This window comes from Flavihumibacter stibioxidans, from assembly GCF_014332695.1.
Lineage (GTDB): Bacteria > Bacteroidota > Bacteroidia > Chitinophagales > Chitinophagaceae > Flavihumibacter > Flavihumibacter stibioxidans.
In genome coordinates this window covers 1,183,642-1,202,299 of sequence record NZ_MBUA01000001.1, presented here as the reverse complement: position 1 = coordinate 1,202,299, position 18,658 = coordinate 1,183,642, and the positions used below count along the sequence as shown (strand labels likewise).

Here is an 18,658-nt window from a genome sequence, read left to right as displayed (position 1 = left end):
AATTGCCATATTACTACTGGTATTGGCCTGCATACCTGTCAGCGCACAATATTATTTCCGCGGAGAAATCAAAGACGAAACACACAAACCTCTGGCGAATGTAAAGATGACTTTGCATTCCACCGGGTACCTGTATTATTCGGGTACATATGGTGGCTTTGGAATAACCTCACCTAATATCAGGGATTCCATCACGCTTCAACTGGATGGATACCAGCCTCGTACCGTGCCGCTTGATAGCCGCAGGGAGAATAATTATGTGATGAAGATGCTGGTAAAAAAGGCAGCAAGCAAAGAGAAGAGACTGATGTCCGTAACCCGCGACCTTCAGTTTGAGGAAAAGGTGAAATACTCCTTTGGCGGAGAAACCTATAGCAGCCTCCGGGAAAATGATTTCATGGATGCCAGCCGTTTTCCTTTCACCGATTTTGCCATCAATACCGACAAAGCCTCCTACAGCAATATCCGCCGTTTCCTGAACATGGGCACGGCTGTTCCGCCGGATGCCGTGCGCATTGAGGAAATGCTGAATTATTTTAACCTTGAACACCGGGCCCCGGACAATGGGGATGTTTTCAGGATTGAAACAAAACTCTCGGATTGTCCCTGGAAGCCGGGAAACCAGCTTTTTTTTATCAAGGCAAGTGCCAAAAAACTTGACCTTGAGTCGATCCCTCCCAGTAATCTTGTTTTCCTTATAGATGTTTCAGGTTCCATGGACATGCCCAACAGGCTGCCATTGCTGAAATCAGCCTTTAAGCTGATGGTTAATAACCTGAGGGCAATTGACACAGTTTCGATTGTGGTTTATGGTGGAACGGTTGGGGTGTGGATGACACCAACCTCTGGTGCAGAAAAGGAAAAAATTCATAAATCAATTGAGGAACTTTACCCGGGTGGCTCCACTGCCGGGGAATCAGGCATCCTTTCCGCTTACCGGCTGGCGCAGAGCCAGTTTATTCCCAATGGAAACAACCGTGTAATTTTGGCCACGGACGGAGATTTTAACGTTGGTCAAACCAGTGAAGAAGACCTCGAGAGGCTGATCATACAGCAAAGGCAAAAGGGCATCTACCTGACCTGCCTGGGTGTGGGGATGGGGAATTACAAAGATTCGAAACTGGAAGTACTGGCAAAAAAAGGGAATGGCAATTTTTCCTACATCGATGATGAGAAAGAGGCGGAAAAAGTACTGGTAAAAGAACTCACCCAAACCATGTATTCTGTTGCGGACGATGCTTTAATGCACGTTCATTTCCGCCCTGAAGCATTGAAATCTTACCGCCTGATTGGGTTCGACAATAAATATGCTGCCATCTCTGATACATCCAGCATACTGGAAGGCGGGGAAGTCGGTTCAGGGCATACGCTGATGGCAATTTTTGAACTCGAGTTGAAAGATACCACCCATACATCATCCTTAGCCATAGGAGATGTGGAGGTTAGTTATAAACTACCGGGGGATTCCATCTCCCGCAAGTTGATAGAAAAGATTACAGTAACGCCTGAGCAGTTTACCAGCTTACCACCCACCTACCAGTTTGCATCGGGGGTTGCATTGTTTGGTTCCCTGCTAAAGGAATCCAGATTTACAAAGAATTGCAGCTGGCAAAAGGTTTATACAATTGTTCATCCGGTAATAAAACCAGATGATTACCTCCAGGCCGAATTCCTTACTTTACTGGAAAAGGCAAAAAAGATTTATTATAAAGGAAAACCTTCCCGTTTAAGAAGCAGCAGCATGCGATAGGCTCAGTTCCTGCACTTTGGTTTCCGGATTTTCAACAAAATACATGTCGATCTCTCCAATGTTTTTCGCAAATATTTTTCCCCTGTACCTGCAGGAATAATGATCCTTTATGAGTTCGAAAACTTTTTCTGACACATTTACCTGGCCAGGTTCACCGTTGCTTTCCATCCTGCTGGCGATGTTAACGGTGCTTCCCCAGATATCATAAGCATACTTTTTCTTTCCTACCACCCCGGCTACCACAGGCCCGGTATGTATGCCAATGCGCAGTAACCATGGTTCCATGCCGGCATTCAACCTTTTTTCATTCCATTTATTCAGATAACTAAGGATGTCGAATGCTGCTTTTACCATATTTAACAGATGGTTCGGATCCGGCGAAGGGATACCGCCGGCACACATATAGGAATCTCCGATGGTTTTAATTTTTTCCAGATGATATTTTTCAATTATATCATCAAAAGCCACAAAACACTCATTCAATTCGGCCAGCAATTCCTGCGGCGATAACACATCAGCCATTTTTGTGAAGCTCTTGAAATCTGTAAACAGAACAGATGCCTGTTCAAAGTATCTTGGCGTAGCTACTCCTTCTTCCTTTAATTCATTAGCCACTTCAGCCGGCAAAATGTTCAGCAGGAGACGTTCAATTTCCGCATTCTTACGGTCCAGTATTTCATTGGTCTTTGCTTTCATCCTGTAGTTTCGGTAAATCATGGTGGCAATCGCTATGATTAAAGCAAGACCGATAAGGGAAGCATTTTTTGCATATTTCTGCCTGCTGATTTCCAGTTCCTTGTATTCTTTGTCTTTTGTCAGCAGATCTATCTGGCTCTGTTTTTTCTCAATTTCAAAATTGAAGATGAGCCTGGATAATTTTTTATCCGCATCCGTATTGTATAATGAATCTTTTATGCTGGCATATAACCCCTGGTATTTCAATGCGTTTGAAAAGTCTTTCCTTTTTTCAAAGGAAATTGCCAGCCCGTTATATGCTTTTTCCAGCAGGTTGAAAGCGCCTGTTTCCTTTGCATAGGCTTCCGCCTGCAAATAGGTGGCGATGGCGGTTTTGAAATGTTCCTGCATCCTGTATGTATTCGCAAGTCCCAGCAGTGACTCCGCCATCTCCAGTTTGGCATCCATCTTCCGGGTTATATTATAGGCCTGTAAATGATACCGAATGGCCGTTGAGAGTTCTTGCTTTTTTGAATACAGGTTACCAATATTATTCAGGGTATATGACAGGCTGATGCTGTCCTGGAAGGCATTAAGGGCCTTGTTGAAATAAAATAAAGCAGTCTGTTCGTCATTTTTTGCCGCATAGATTTCCCCCAGGTTGGTTGCGGCAGTGCCATAAGCGTCTTTATCACCCAGTTCTTCCATCATCGGCAATGCCTTAAGAAAATAATCCAGTGCTTTATCATGGGTTTCGGGATTATCATGATATACTGTCCCCAGGTTATTCAATGCAATGGCTTCCCTGAGTTTGATTTTATTTTCTTCGGCAACTTTAAGTGAACGCAGGTAGTAGTCCAGGGCTTTTACTTTGTCTCCCTGGTTATAATAGATCACTCCTATATTACTTAGGATGGTTGAAACGCCTGTTTTATCACCGATGTTATCGTATAGTTTTAGAGAACTCTCCCAGTAATCCACAGCTTCCACATAATTGCCCTGCATGTACCGGATATTGCCCATTGTTTTTACCGCCAGCGCCTGCCCACTTTTATAGCCTGTTGTACCTGACAGCGATGTCGCTTTTGCAGCATACAGAAAAGCCGAATCCAGCGAGGTTTGCATCAGGTCCTTGCTAATGTCCAGATAGGTGTTGACCTTACTGGAATCCTCTTTCTGACCCAGGGCAATGCTCTTCAGGCTGTCAGCAAAAGGCTGCTGCCCTCTTGCTGAATTAGTATTCAGCAAGAGGGGCAGCAGCAAAATTATAAGCAGATTCTTTATGTCATTTTTGTTTCGTTTAATCATAATGGATAAAAGGTTCAAAGAGTATGTGTAGCGTTAAAGTTTAGTGAGTCTGAATATTCTCTGCCCGGATCTTAACTGAACTTTTATGAGATACTGTCCGGCAGGCAGATGCCCGACATTCAATTGCCATTTGTGTTTACCAATACTGTTAACAGATGGCACATTGCGGGTTTGTCCGCTCATATGAATAATGTTCAATTGTTTTGCAGTAATTGTTTCATCCGTATCAAGTTCCAGAATCACCTGTTGTGAAACCGGGTTCGGGTATATCCTGTCTCGGCCAATGCTGATATCTTCTATTGGTGCAGCCATCAGTTCGCCATTGATCTCGCTCTTTCCTTTCCCGGTACACTTGGATGAAGTTGAGCTGGCTTCACTTGTTGCAGAAGCTTTCTGGTTCACTTCAAAACTCATTACCACCCAGGTAAGTTTGGTGCCGTTAAACAGGATTTCAAACTGACCTCCGCCTGGCAGGAAAAGTTCTGGTTGTGTTCCTGAATAGGCCCCTGGTGCAGCTATAATAGTGTTTTCCGCTCCAATTGGTACATAGATCGGGAAAGCATTGGCATTTTCGTATGCGAATTTTGCTTTGAATCCATATCCATTCACCGGTGTCCTTAATACTTCCACACATTGCAGTATCGGTTTAACCTTTTTGGTATTATTCCTGGCCGGGTTTACAAATAGTGAATCTTCCCCGTAGGAAATGGTAAAGCTTCCCGGTGCAGTGAGTACCATTGGTGTCTGCAGGGTTATCTTATAAATGCCAGGTGTACCGCCATCCGTGTAAGCACTACCAAATACCGGTGGAGTGCTGATCAGGTTATTCAGGTTTTGTAAGTCTGTCGCATTCAATCCCCTGAACTGGTAAGTATAAACCGGAACCGCTCCGCCTTCATTGATCACAATGCTGTCGGGGTCGACATGCACTGTCAATGGTGTTACAACCAGTGTGCCCGGGTCAATGTTCAGGGTGTAGTTGGAAGGATTGATAAGACTGATTCCTGTCGGAACTACCTTGAATGTGCCACCAGGTACAATACCGGTAACAGGCTGGTCATTATTGTCCAATACGGCAAAACCAATTTCACCGGTCAGCACGTTTTCCAGCCTGTCCTCAAACTGCAGCCACTGAACTGTCGTGTCGTAATTGTTATCAGTTGTACCGTAAGAATATGTCTTGTCAGACACACCGATGGTAAGCGGGGCTTTGCTGACAGTCAAAACTCCCGGTACATAGGTGACTTCATAGTCTTCGGAAAGCAGCGCAGCCGGAATGATCCGGTGCTCACCCGCCATAATACCGGTAATCAGGGCAATTGACCTGTATTCTGAAATTCCCTGTTCTGCCTGTTCTACGTCGGACTCATCCACAATGACAGCTACATTCGCTTTGTTGGAACCTCCTGAGCCTTCGCTTGACACAATGGGGGATGAATTGGTAAGCGTGCTGACAATGCCGCGGAGACTTACGATACCGCGAAGACTCACGATACCGCGAAGACTCACGATACCTCTGAGGTTGGAAATACCTTCAGCGGATTCCATTTCTATGATCTCATTCCCGCCGAGATATTGCGTGATGGAACCAGGCGCCAGGTCAAGAACCTGGGTGGTATCATATACCGGCTGGCCACTAACAATTCCCCTCAGGCTAACGATTCCCCTGAGGCTAACGATTCCCCTGAGACTAACAAGGAATCCCAGGTCATCCAGGTTGGCCAACTGGTCCGGCGTCAGCAAATTACCCTCTACCAGTGCGCTGGCATCATTCACCAGGTATGTTTCATGACTTGCCTTGAGGGCATTAAGGACATCCTGTTGTTGGTTCTCAGGAATATTATGGGTGCCCGGTACTAACTGATAAGTATACCCGAAATCGGCTATCTTCTGCCCATATACCAGGCTTTTAGAATCAACGGTAATGGTGACCGGTAGTTTTTGAACCCTCAGTGTACCATCGGGTGTTTCAGGCGATATAAATGTTCCATCTTCCGTTGTTGCAGGATACTGGTAGGTTTCGCTGAGGGCAACATCATTCGGATCGTTCATATCCAGCGGCTGCATCCTTGCCCTTATATAATACGGAGCATTGATGGGGGAGAACTGGGTTGCATTGGTGGTGAAAACAAGATTGTTCAGCCCAAGTTCTGCGGCAGTAATATTCAGGTCGCTGATATTTACCCCGTCTATTTTTATATCCGCACTAAAGGATTCAACCAGCACAGGCTCACCAAATTTTTTAACCTGGTTATTAATTTGTACAGTGATCTTCTTCCTTACGGCCCCTAAAATATTTATTGCATTGGAGAGACCGCCATCTGTACCACCCTCAAGAATAGGAGGGTTGTATGCCTGGAGAGTCTGGTTGTCATTGAATGCGCCAAGCGTTACCTGGATAGTATTGCTATTGACAAAATTGTAGGAAGATGCGGGCAGGGGTGTTTCCCTGAAATACACCTGGGTGGCAGGGTTGAAATATGCTCCGTTGATGGTAGCTGTAAAGCCATCCTGTCCTGGTTTCGGATCAGTGTCACCTGTTGGATAGTCAAGGTTGTTGATAACCGGAACAGGAGCGGCAAAAGTGCCAATGGCCCGTAATGGCTGGATCAGGCCGGCACCTGAAGTGTAATCAGTACCACCTGCATCAATATCCAGGGACGTACTCATTAACAGGCTTCTCATTTCGGCCGGAGACAATGGAACATTGTTGTAATATTTCTTCCTGGCTTCCTGCACGAGGGCGGCAGCGGCGGCGGCATGCGGCGCGGCTGCAGAGGTTCCGAAGAAATTGATGAATTGATCACCGTCAAAATTATTTGTACCCAGGTTAACGGTTGTATTCACGCCGTTAATGGCGCTGAATTCAGGTTTCTGCCGGATAGTTCCATTCACCGGCGTACCACCTTCTGAGGAGAAAATTTCAGTATTGATAGCGCCGCTTATACCTGGATTGTCTGGCTTGGTGTAACGTACGGCACCCACTGCCATTGCTCCTGCTGCATTTGACTGTCCAACGATCGTTGCATTGCCTTCATTGTATTCTTCAATAGTAGCTTCGCCCCTGAAAATGATGTATTTCAGGTTGATCGGAGCTGCTGAGGCATTTGGAGAACTTCCTGCCTTCACAATCAGGATATTGGTGTAGGTGGTAGTATTGGTATAAAATGGCACGACTTCTATTGGGTCTCCGCCCAGGTTATTGCGGTTGAAGCCAAACAATGTAACGCCATTGTCGTTGGTCAGATAGATATCAAAATCGTGCTGGGTTCCCTGTGCTTCAGGGCCAATGGAATACACATCGTCCTGCCATTGCAACACTATGGTATAGGTTCCCGGTACCAGTTTGATACGCTGGAACATATCCCCGGCACCACTGAAATCATGTGCCTGCCCGGTTATGCCGGAAGGTGCTGCCACAGGCCTGAATTCCCGCTGGTAGGATTTGTTGCCGTAATTGCCTGCTGCGGAGAAATAACTGACACCCTGTGCAGTAACCTGGTCCACAGCCTGCGCTACTTTACCATCCTTGAAGAATGGCTCGGTTATAAACGTAATATCATCCACCATTATATCGCACCCGGCATCATTTTTCAGGTCAAGAATGCCCTGGGCAAAATCACCCGGACTTACAAACCCCGTTCTGAAGGCCAATGCGGCACCTGGCGCCACATCGTGAATGATCTGTAGCATTGCCCGTCCTTCATCGCTTCTTGGCCCGTAAGGGTATTCTTTCAGCACCTGAACCGGTGTCGGGAAATTGCCGTTTGCCGTGCCGGGTAAATCGCCGTTCTGCACGTCTGTTGTGGCTGCTCCCAAAGTATTGTAGCTGTCTGATAAAACACCAATCTTCAGACCTGCCCCGGTAAGTGTATAAGCTTCCCTTACCTTGTTGGTGGCAATGGCACTGTCTCCCTGGCTTGTAGTCTGACCGAATCCGGCAATAGGTGGATATACAGGACGACAGAAATTGATCAGCAGATCATTATTGTCTTCATTAAATGTGTTCAGTTTTTTCAGGTTCCCAATGGGGATCCTGCCGGTGATGATCAGATTATTCAGGCCATTGGGGATGATATCCTGCAGGTCATATTGATTTCCGGTACCTGTCAGCAGGTTCAAGACCTGGTTCTTTTTCCCTTCGTACACGATGATTTCAATGTAGACCGCCCCATTCTGGATAAGGAATATTTTTTCTGTCTGGTTATCCAAAGTGGAATTGTCGGCAAGTGATTCCAGTTCTGCTCCAATGAGAGTGGTGACTTTTCCCTGTGCCGGTGGCTGGTAAAGCGGGCAGACAAGGGAATTGTCTTCAACAGTTACCAGGTCGCTGCTGCTGCACCTGCTTATAGGATCAGTTACTTTGAAAGTATATTCGCCGGTTGCAGTTACAGAAGTCGTTAGTGCATTGGAGATCACGGTTCCGCTGCTGTTGGTCCAGGCATATAGACCATTACTGATATTGGTGGAGCCGGAGAGTAATGCAGTGGGATTATTGCCGCAGGACAATGTCGTATTTCTTCCGGCGTTTGCCATTGGTGCATCCAGACAGGCTTCCAGGGGCAAATGGTAGAGGTCCACACTGCTGCCAATTGTAATTTTTTTTCCAGACCAGATGGCACCGGAGAGTTTGGAAACACTGGAGCCGGATCCGATCTGCACATTACCATAGGGAACATAAATGGTGCCGAACCATTCCGACACTTTCCCACCGGTACTGCCATTGGATTGCGACCAGGCTGTTGCCCGGTCTCTGGCGGTGGATCCTGTACCATGGGCTTCTGCATATATCCTGGATCCTGATCCGCCATTCACAATTTCAACCAGTAACTTGGAGAGGTCCACGTCACCATGTATCAGCAGCCTGAAGACCCCGGTTTCGGAACCTTTGAAATCAAATACGAATTTGTTGAAATTCCCGGTATTGGCGATACTGCTGAAAATATAGGTACCCGGCCCATCGAATGTAATGATCTTATTACCGTTCAGTACTATTTTGTTATAGGCCTTAGGGATAATAGATCGCGTTGTAGTAATATCTTCATTACCTGCTGCAGGCATTTGTAATGGAACCGGCAGGCTGGGTAATACAGGAAGTACGGGAGTACCTAATATTTCTCCTAAAGAGGGTGCCGGTCCGGAATAGGTGGTTCCTGCAGGGTGCGTTATTCTTCCATTTACAGAGCCGCCACCCACAGAAATATTGCCATTGCCATCTATGTTGCCAATAATCTGGGCATTGGAACCAATGCTGATAATGTTACCGGTTAGGTTTTCGAAGTTTTGAGCAGAAATATTACCAGTAATGGCATTGCTGTTGGTGAGATCAATCCTTCCGCCGGCATGGATATTACCATTGATAGTGGCCGATCCGGTCGTCCTGATAAGGCCGTAACCTCCTGTCTGACCGCTCCAGATTTTTGCGGCGGATCCGATATCGATACCACAACCTGTACAGCTGGTTGCTCCGCTGAAAAGCACGTAATCTTTCAGGTTGGTCTGACCCCATACAACAGTTCCAAATAATAACAGGAAGATTAGGCTCTGAATCTTAAAGAAACAGAAATGCGACGTACCTTTTAATTTCATAGTCAAAAGTTTAATAACACCAGGCAGTCAGATTAAATACTGAATGCCAGACATTTCAATAGGTAATAAAAATGATGGTTCCTGGTGGTACGTCTGTAACTAGGATAGGTGGATTTAAGGAAAGGTTTTCAGGGGAGGATGGAAGGGAATGATTAGGGAAAGATAAACAATTAATTTTTTACCAGCAACTGGGAAAAATACCCATTATCCTTTTAATTGTTTGATTGAACTGACTTTTCGTTTTGTGCCCTTAGCCGCTGGCAAAGGATTTTAATGAACCCCCTGGCTATTTCCGGCCTCGAGTCGATAAGTTCGTAAAATGGTTCCTGGTCAATTCTGAACAGGGTGCAGTCTGTTGCACAGGTAGCGCTTGCCGAGCGGGTTTCCGCATCCAGGAGTGACAATTCACCGAAAACTTCCTTTTCCCCCAGCACAGCCAGAATGGTATTATTTTTATGGATCCTTACTTTTCCCTGATGAATGATATACATGCAATCGCCAATTTCGCCTTCCGGGAAAACAAGTGAATCCTGCTCATATTCTTCCTCCTGCATCAGCGGGGCAAGATCCGCCAGGATATTTTCCGGGGTTTCACTGAATATTGACAAGGATTTCAAAATCAACACTTTTTCGATCAATAACAACCTGTCAGATGATTGATGTTGCATACTATTATTTTAAGCCATCGCATAACGGGCTGTTTCCTGCAATAACTGGTTTTCTGAATGAATATACTTTCTGAAATAAACATCATCCATCGCTACCCTGTATTTGCGTGATACATACAATGAACATGCTTTGGTCCAGTCCTGGTAAAGAATCGGTCTTTCAGACAATATACGCTTCATTATGTCATCAAGGGCATTGTATTCTTTTTCCTGGAAAAGGGATCTGAGCGCATGGCACCGTTCTTCAATTCCGGAATCTTCAAAAAGTATATTGAAATATTTACTTAGGTCTTTCCGTACAGTTACTTCAATGATTTCCATGGCATTGGCAATTGTATCCCGTTGATTGGCAAGAAGGCCGTTCCTGGATTTCCTTATTTTTTCCCTGTCGTACAAACAGCCGAAAAGACAGAGTAGTAATTCTCTGATTTCTGCCAGTTCTATTTGCACCGCATTATATAACAACTCCGCTGCCTGTCCTTTTTCCTTCAGCGCCATCTGCATGTAGAGCATCTCAACCCCGTACCGTAAATATGCCCTGGACAGGTCTTCCAGAATGGCACGGGTGGCAGGGGGCGCTTTAAATTTGCTTCTGTACAGAGCTTTGATGGTGGCAGGAAGGCTTACCGGCTGGGTTTTGACCAGCCTTTCAAGCACCATCCTGGATTCATTACCGCCGATTTTTCCGAGAAGCAGGATCATTTGTGAGGCAAGTGCCGGTGATGGGTGATGCTGATACAGGTATTGCTCAATATGCGGAACGGAATTCGATCCCGCACGCAGTAATGCTGAAATGATGGGTTTTTCATGTTTTGGCAGATGTGACAGGAGTGCCAGGAGGGAATCATTCGTGGCAGCTTTCCCGATGGCATCAATGGCTTTTCGTGAAAGCGATGGGATCAATTCGCCCCGGATGATTGTTGCATGTAAAGGATGATCGTATTCATTCCGAACCTCCTGCAGAATATCCAGTCCGGTTTCCTTATCCTGGATATGTTCAGATGAAAGCAAATTTCCCAGCTCGTCTTCGGCTATTTTTTTTATGCTTTCATGGGGGTTAGATAACATTCCGCATAAAGCAGCATTCCTGATTTCTTTGTCAGGGTGGCTCTTGTATCCTGAAACCAATGCCGGGCTTTCCGACAATTTGCAAAGGGCTGCAATAGCTTCCCTTGTGATCATTTTATTTTGTGATTTATCCAGCAGTGCCTCCAGTGGTTCTTTTAATTGCCTGATGTTTTTTTGGCTGATGAGCCGGATGGCTTCCAACCTGATTGCATCCGATTTGTGGGCTATGAAATGGCGCAGCAGGTCCGTTGATAAAGGGTTTTGCTTGCTTCCCACCATATTCAAAATACTTAATACTTCCTGGTCCGTTCCAAGCTGGATTTTTTCCTTGATTTTTTCAAGAGTCAGGTTGTCATTCAGCGAAAACTCTTCCTGGCTGAAATACCTGCTGGAAATGGTGGACACCAGCATGTTCAGGTATTCCTTGTTTACAAAAATGATCCCTATGATCCACCCAACTGCCAATATGATCAGTGTGTAGCTGATGGTCAATAAATTGATTTCCTGCTGGATCCTGAACAGGATAATAAGCAGGATGCCGCAAAACAGGGTGGCAAAGGGATCCATAATGCCTTTCACTATATTATGTGCCCGAAGCCTTTCCTGGGTGGGAAGCGGTTGCATAACGGTCAGCAATACCGGAGAATTGATGGCTGCTCTGAGTACATCTATTGCAATGGAGGATGCTCCGAAAAAATAAAACAGCATCTTTTCATCCGGATTCATACTGTTTTGAACAAGTGTAAGAACAACGAGCAGGAGTAATACAATCGGGGTGATGAACAGCGATGGCTGAACACCAAGAGATGTGGTGAGCCGGCCGGTGAATATGGTTTTGGTGATAAGTGCCGCAATCCTCAGGCCGGCCATAAACATGGCAATGAAACGGGCAAGGGAAACATCATCATGGTAAGCTTCTTTGACTTTTGCATAAAAGCCATAGTTGACCAATAAGATACAGGCTGATGCGAGCAGGGAAATAACTGCGATCCTGCGGACAATGATATTTGATGAAAACGTATTATAGAGGCTGCGGATAGGATGATTGGAAACATGAACCGCATGAGTCGCATGTGGATCTGTGAAATGCTGTTTCTCCGCTTTGGCTATACTTCTGAAAAGCGGTACGGAAATAACCATACTGATTACCCCGAGCAAAAGCAAATTCAGGGTTCCGGTATATGGAACAAAAACGAGTGCCAGTGTGTAGCCGATGAATTTGGCAGGAATATCCCCTGCACTGATGACCCCGAATAACCTTTTGCTTTGCCTGATATCGAAAATCCTGGCTGCGATGCCCCAGAATTCAAGGTTGTTGAGCAGGTACAATACATAAAACCATGAAAGGCTGAAAAAATAGAACCAATCGCCGGTAAAAATATTGCTCCCGACCCTGACCAGCAACATGCTGCCCGCCATTAACAGGATTATGCCTTCATTGAATTTTTTAAAGGAGATGCGGTGTTCCAGTACGGTATAGGCAAATCCTGCCAGCCATAGCAAACCTGATGAGAATACCATCACCCAGGGAAGTTCATGAATAGGGAACTTCTCCAGGAATCTGGCAAATTCAGCTGTAAAGAAGAATGAAATTCCGGCTCCCTGGAAAAACTGCAGCCAGAATAATTTTTTCACGATTGGCCATTCACTGCGGTGAACGTTTAGAAGATTCAACCAAAAACGGATGGAGTTCATTTCCGGCCAGGGGTTATAGAGGAGTTCATTTCGATTACTTTATCTCTCAGCAAATTAAGGTATTCCAATTTCCTGGGTTGCCTTAATGTTCGTGAACTTTTCGTGAAATACTGGTGCTTCTCAAAGAAACCGACCTGCAATGGATCCCATTCAGTTTCTTTTTTAATGATGCCATATACCAGAAATTCCCTCATCAGGTTGTTGCTGATGGGAGGAAAGTCATCCCTCCCCAGGTAATCAAGGTCGGCATCGCAGATCACTTCCTCCATTAAATTTGCCGGACTCTGCGGAATCCTGGTGGCCATGATCATTCCCTGTATTGCATCCAGGTCTGCGGCACTGAATGAATGTTTTTCAAGGTCTTCAAGCATGATCTCGCAGGACCTTGCCTCATGCCCACGATAAGTATCAAGGAAACCGGTGTCGTGGTATAAAGCAGCGATCCTGATCAGTAATAAAGACCTGGGATCGGTCAGATTTTCTTCATGAGCAATTCTTTCTGCCTGTTCCAGTACATCAAGGGTATGTGCAAGGTTGTGGTAGGTTAACTGTTTATCCAGGCCTGCAGTGAGGCGTTGAATAATGTTTTCTTTCAGTTTCAGGAAGCCTGATTCTGTCATGTTAACCATGTTTATTGTATGAACAGGTGATATTTCCGATTAGAAATATAATAAAAAAAGCCGCAGATGTTAAATTTGCGGCTTTTTATTTTCAGGAGAATATCTCCCTGACTTTATCGAAGAAACTTCTTTCATTCTTATCGGGATTAGGTTTGAAGTTGCCCGAATGCTGAAGTTTTTCCATCATCGTTTTTTCTTCACCTGTCAGGTGCTGCGGCGTCCATACATTCACGTGAATGAGCTGGTCGCCTTTTTCGTAACTGTTTACTGCAGGGAAACCCTTACCCTTTAAACGGAAGATCTTACCACTCTGGGTTCCGGCCGGGATTTTAATTTTTGCCCTTCCGTCAATGGTGGGCACTTCCAATTGAACGCCGAAAATGGCGTCCGGAATGGATATATGCAGGTCGAAGGCCACATTCAGGCCATCTCTTTGCAGTTCCTTGTGTTGTTCTTCTTCAATCAGCACAATCAGGTCGCCAGGCATTCCGCCTCTTTCCCCTGCATTTCCTTTTCCGCTTACATTCAGTTGCATTCCTTCCTGTACCCCGGCAGGAATATCAATGGTTACTGTTTCTTCACCATAAACCCGTCCTTCGCCCTTACATGATCCGCATTTTGCGGTAATAGTGGTGCCTTCTCCATTACAGGCAGGGCAGGTTGTTACCGTCTGCATCTGGCCTAGGAAGGTATTGGTTACTTTGCGTACCTGGCCGCTGCCACCGCAGGTTGAACAGGTCTGAACACTTCCTTTATCCTTGGCTCCGCTACCTGAACAGGTATTGCAGCTGACATATTTTTTTACCTTGATGCTCTTGGTTACTCCTTTTGCAATTTCTTCAAAACTGAGCTTCAGTTTAACGCGCAGGTTACTTCCGCGTACTCCCCTCATTCTCTGGCCGCCACGGGCCCTTCCGCCTGCCTGGCCGCCAAAAAAGGAGCCAAAAATATCATCACCGAAAATGTCACCGAACTGGCTGAAAATATCATCCATATTCATATTTCCGCCGCCTCCGAATCCTCCGCGTCCGCCGGATCCCATTCCGGCATGTCCGTAACGGTCGTATTGGGCCCTTTTGTCGGCATCACTCAATACCTCATAAGCTTCGGCAGCTTCCTTGAATTTTTCCTCTGCCGCTTTGTCGCCCGGGTTGCGGTCGGGATGATATTGCATGGCCACTTTACGATAAGCTTTTTTGATCTCATCGGCAGAAGCGCCCTTTGCCACCCCCAGTATTTCGTAGTAATCTCTTTTCGCTGACATCTTTTTTCTGGTGCTTTACTTTTTATTTTCCTACAACCACTTTTGCAAACCGGATGATCTTCTCATTCAGGAAGTATCCTTTCTCCACCTCATCGAGCACCTTGCCTTTCAGGTTCTCTGCCGGCGCGGGAATTTCAGTGATCGCTTCATGCCTGTCCGGGTCAAAATCTGTTCCTATGCTTTCCATTTGTTTAAGACCCTTTGACTGCAATATGTTCCTGAATTTATTGAATACGAGCTGTACGCCTTCTCTCAGGGCTTTTGCATCATCGCTGTTCTCCATTTGCTTCTGGGCGCGATCGGCATCATCCAGTACCTCCAGCAACTGGCCGATCACTTCCTTTCCTGCCGTCTGTATCAGTTCCAGTCTTTCCTTGGCAGTCCTTTTCCTGAAATTGTCAAATTCCGCCAGCTGACGAAGGTATTTATCCTTCATGTCGGCCAATTCCAGTTCCATTTTCTCCAGATCACTGGATTCCTTTACAGGCTCGTTCAAATGGGTGGTTCCTGGAACATCGCTGTCTGCATTAATGTCAATGTCTGTTGTAACTTTTTGATCTTTTTCTTCCATGACCGAACAAATTGGCAGCAAACCTAGTACTTTTTGCCATTTTTGACCGAGTCCTTATGGCCTGGTGCCGGGGTTTGCCTTATTTACAGATTTTTCTATAGGGTTCAATTTTTCTGCCAGAGGGGTGATTCTGGACAATTTGTCGCTTTCTGCTGCAGATTTCAGCCCTACCTTTGCGGGCATGACGCAAGTTTACCTGAAAAAGAAGATCAGCAGACGAATTGAAAACGGGCATCCCTGGGTTTTTGCCAACGAAGTGGGAAAAGTGGAAGGCCCCCTGGAAGGAGGTGATATTGTGGACCTCCTGACCCATGATGGAAAGTTTATCGGCAGGGGATATGCTAATCCCAAATCTCAGATATTGGTCAGGTTGCTTACCCGTAATAAGTCAGAACAGATTAATGAAGCGTTTTTCTACAATCGCATCAATACAGCCTGGCAGTACCGGATAAAGATCGGGTACCAGGAAAACTGCCGCCTGGTATTCGGTGAAGCTGATTTCCTGCCTGCCCTGATTATCGATAAGTTCAATGATTACTTTGTCCTCCAGACACTGGCACTTGGTATGGATAAATGGAAACCCGCCATTGTCAGCGCACTGGAAAAGATCTTCCAACCCAAAGGAATTTATGAAAGGAATGATGTGCCGGTGCGCGAACTGGAAGGCCTTCCGCAGCAGAAAGGATTCCTTTCTGCCCCGTTTGATACCCGCATCCTCATCAATGAAAACGGCCTGAAATTTAACGTGGATATCGAAAATGGCCAGAAAACCGGTTATTTCCTTGATCAGCAGGATAACCGCAGGGCTATTCAGCATATTGTAAAAGGTGCCGATGTATTGGGCGCCTTTACCTATACAGGTACATTTGAAATCCATGCTGCCCACTATGGTGCCAAATCAGTGCTGGGACTGGATATTTCAGCTTCTGCCGTTGAACAGGCAAACCAGAACGCTGCCTTGAACGGTTATGGGGATATCTGTCGTTTTACAGAAGTCAATGCATTCGATGTGTTGAAACTATGGGCAAAAGAGGGTCGCCAGTATGATGTGGTTATGCTGGATCCGCCTGCCTTCACCAAGAGCAGGGAAAATATTCAGAAAGCTATTACCGGTTACAAGGAAATCAATCTTCGGGGAATGAAGCTGGTTAAGCCTGGAGGATTCCTGGTGACTACTTCCTGCACCAACCTCGTCCAGCCTGACCTGTTCCTGGAAATAATCCAGATGGCGGCAAAAGACGCGAAAAGGACACTTCGCCAGGTTGTATACCAGACCCAGGCCAGTGACCATCCCATCCTTTGGGGCCTGGAAAATACACATTACCTGAAATTCCTGATTGTACAGGTGATTTGATTATTTCGCCACCTGGAACCTGCCGGATTGAACGATCCTTCCGGTTTTGTCGCGCAACTGGAAGATATAGATCCCGCGGAAATACTGGGAGAGGTCGATGGTTGTCCTGGGATTGATACTTTTTTGTTCAAATACTTTTTTCCCGAGGAAATTATAAACCTGGAAAGTATAATTCCGGTCGGCAGACCTGACAAAGTCAAATGTGATCTGGGTGACTGCAGGGTTTGGGTAAAACCTGATGACCGGAATATCAGATTCCTGCGGGGCTGACTGTGCCAGACCGCGGAAAGAGATAAACAGTAAAATTGATAAAGTATAAAATACTTTCATCGGCCATTTCAGGTTAAGGAGTACCCAACAAGGTATTCCAATTTTTTCAAAGTTACAATGCCCTTTCTGAAAATTAAAAACGGGACCCGGAAATTTCCGGGCCCCATGAAAATTCTAACAGAATATTCTGATTGAGCGCCATTTAATTCAAACCGGCAAGAGTTTTTTGGATGGCATCAAAATCGGGGAGGTCGGTTACCTTATTCAGGATTTCAGCATATCGCACAATCCCTTCTTTATCAATGATAAAAGCGGATCGTTTTGAAACCCCTTTCATGTCAAATACAAAGTCTTCCATCAGGGAATCGTAGGCTTTTGAGGCATCCTTGTTGAAATCACTGAGCAGGGGAAAATTGAGTCCCTGGTCTTCTCTGAATTTACCCAGTGTAAAAATTGAGTCCACACTGATTCCGAAAACCTGGGCATTTGTATTGTTGTATAATGCAATATTATCGCGCACATTACACAATTCTGTTGTACACACCCCGGTAAATGCCTGGGGAAAGAACAACAAAACCACGTTTTTCCCTTTTTGTTCGGAAAGGGTAATCTTGCTTTTATCTGAGGAAAACAAACTGAAATCAGGAGCTTTTTGTCCCACTTCTATTTTCATACGCATGTTTTTTTCGTACTAACAATCATGGGATGAAATGGTTATAAAAAAATCCCGGCTTATAACCGGGATTCTTGTTTTTCAGACAATAACCAATGGTTTTGCTGAGGGACAGATTAAAAACGGGGACAAAAGATTCTTTCCTTGGAGGAATTGTACCTGTTCAGGAAACCAATATAAGTAATTGATAGTTCAAAACCACCTCTTCCCTGGCTGGCCGTTTTCAGTTGGGATACATTCACATCATAGCTAAGGCCTATTGAGAAAGGGTTGTAATCAATTTTTATGGCAGGGATCAGCGCATCTTTCATGCGAAGAAAAGCCCCCATGTGGACGGTATAATCAGGGTTTTCGGGGTCGCCGAATTTATATCCGTACATGGCGCCTCCGATCACTTCTCCGGCTGCCCCTTGCTGTGAGTAATCGGCCTGCAGGTTGAAGAAGGCCTGTTCGTTTACTTCAAACTTTAATCCGCCGGAAAATACCCACTTGGGATTCAGGGCTGCATTGACATTACGGTAAAAGGAATTTCTCGGCCTGTTGAGGTGATGGTAAGCCACGCCGAGGAACAGGTTGTTTTTCTGGTCTGGTCCGAAACTGGTATTAAAACTTGCTCCGACACTTGCATCGAGATTGCTGTAATTGGAATTTATAAATGTTTCCCCGTCTGCAAGCGATGGGTTATAGGCCCCTCCTGCATACTGATTGTCTGTGGTTACCTTGGAGCGGTCAATTCTTTTTTGCGCCAGCCCGCCCATAAACCCTACTGACAGGTACATATTCCTTTCACTGCTGAGCGCTTTGTGATAGTTTAATGCGGGGTAAAGATGGGTTGAAGTGAGTGCTACCGTACCTGCCCGGTCATACAACATCTGCATTCCGGCAGTGATGAAATCATCTCCCCGGCCGATGGGCATTTTGTATTCCACATTGAGCGAACCACTTCTGTATGCGTTGGTAAAACTGTTCCATTGGTCGCGGTAAACAATCTGGGCCCTGATATCACCGGTAAAAATACCGGCCAGGGAAGGGTTCCTCAGCAAGGGCGCTTCATAGAACTGCGAGAAGTGAATGTCCTGCGCGTAGCCATTGCCCCTAAAAGCAAGCAATACCGGCAGGCAGATAATTATATGGATAAGGATTTTTTTCATGG

General features: G+C 45.6%; 12 protein-coding genes. 2 read left to right on the top strand and 10 right to left on the bottom strand.

Going from position 1 to position 18,658, the window contains the following annotated elements; translation table 11 throughout:
- Window positions 1–106: 106 nt before the first annotated feature.
- On the top strand, window positions 107–1,750 hold the full coding sequence (locus BC349_RS05045) for a vWA domain-containing protein (protein WP_187255629.1): 1,644 nt from the start codon (window positions 107–109) through the stop codon (window positions 1,748–1,750).
- On the opposite strand, the gene BC349_RS05040 is transcribed toward BC349_RS05045, so the two are convergent.
- The 7 genes from BC349_RS05040 to BC349_RS05010 all read right to left on the bottom strand — a co-directional run bounded on the left by BC349_RS05040 (window position 1,727) and on the right by BC349_RS05010 (window position 15,208).
- Complete coding sequence (locus BC349_RS05040; RefSeq protein ID WP_187255628.1) at window positions 1,727–3,733, bottom strand: adenylate/guanylate cyclase domain-containing protein; 2,007 nt, start codon at window positions 3,731–3,733, stop codon at window positions 1,727–1,729. The two genes, BC349_RS05045 and BC349_RS05040, sit on opposite strands and share 24 nt — an antisense overlap.
- Window positions 3,734–3,766: 33 nt before the next feature.
- A complete protein-coding gene (locus BC349_RS05035; RefSeq protein ID WP_187255627.1) occupies window positions 3,767–9,322 on the bottom strand; it encodes a S8 family serine peptidase in 5,556 nt (1,851 codons plus the stop codon).
- 212 nt (window positions 9,323–9,534) lie between these two features.
- A complete protein-coding gene (locus BC349_RS05030; RefSeq protein ID WP_246456779.1) occupies window positions 9,535–9,990 on the bottom strand; it encodes a Crp/Fnr family transcriptional regulator in 456 nt (151 codons plus the stop codon).
- 9 nt (window positions 9,991–9,999) lie between these two features.
- Window positions 10,000–12,693 carry an MFS transporter gene (locus BC349_RS05025; RefSeq protein ID WP_187255626.1) on the bottom strand — a complete coding sequence of 898 codons (2,694 nt, stop codon included), beginning with the start codon at window positions 12,691–12,693 and terminating at the stop codon, window positions 10,000–10,002.
- Between the two features lie 56 nt (window positions 12,694–12,749).
- Complete coding sequence (locus tag BC349_RS05020) at window positions 12,750–13,373, bottom strand: HD domain-containing protein (protein ID WP_187255625.1); 624 nt, start codon at window positions 13,371–13,373, stop codon at window positions 12,750–12,752.
- 91 nt (window positions 13,374–13,464) lie between these two features.
- A complete protein-coding gene (gene dnaJ / locus BC349_RS05015) occupies window positions 13,465–14,637 on the bottom strand; it encodes a molecular chaperone DnaJ (protein ID WP_187255624.1) in 1,173 nt (390 codons plus the stop codon).
- A 22-nt stretch (window positions 14,638–14,659) separates the two neighbouring features.
- Entirely contained in the window at window positions 14,660–15,208 is a 549-nt protein-coding gene (locus BC349_RS05010) for a nucleotide exchange factor GrpE (protein WP_187255623.1), read from the bottom strand.
- Window positions 15,209–15,389: 181 nt separating this feature from the next.
- Here BC349_RS05010 and BC349_RS05005 point away from each other — a divergent pair, with 181 nt between their 5' ends.
- Window positions 15,390–16,562, top strand: a complete 1,173-nt coding sequence (locus BC349_RS05005) for a class I SAM-dependent rRNA methyltransferase (protein WP_187255622.1) — start codon at window positions 15,390–15,392, stop codon at window positions 16,560–16,562.
- Here the strand turns inward: BC349_RS05005 and BC349_RS05000 are convergent, their stop codons facing one another.
- The 3 genes from BC349_RS05000 to BC349_RS04990 form a co-directional block, all read right to left on the bottom strand.
- Window positions 16,563–16,892 (bottom strand): T9SS type A sorting domain-containing protein, encoded by a 330-nt coding sequence (locus BC349_RS05000; protein ID WP_187255621.1) that lies wholly within the window; start codon window positions 16,890–16,892, stop codon window positions 16,563–16,565.
- Window positions 16,893–17,034: 142 nt separating this feature from the next.
- Window positions 17,035–17,505 carry a redoxin domain-containing protein gene (locus tag BC349_RS04995; protein WP_187255620.1) on the bottom strand — a complete coding sequence of 157 codons (471 nt, stop codon included), beginning with the start codon at window positions 17,503–17,505 and terminating at the stop codon, window positions 17,035–17,037.
- 116 nt (window positions 17,506–17,621) lie between these two features.
- Window positions 17,622–18,656: a PorP/SprF family type IX secretion system membrane protein gene (locus BC349_RS04990; protein ID WP_187255619.1), complete on the bottom strand. Its 1,035-nt coding sequence runs from the start codon at window positions 18,654–18,656 to the stop codon at window positions 17,622–17,624.
- Window positions 18,657–18,658 lie beyond the last annotated feature (2 nt).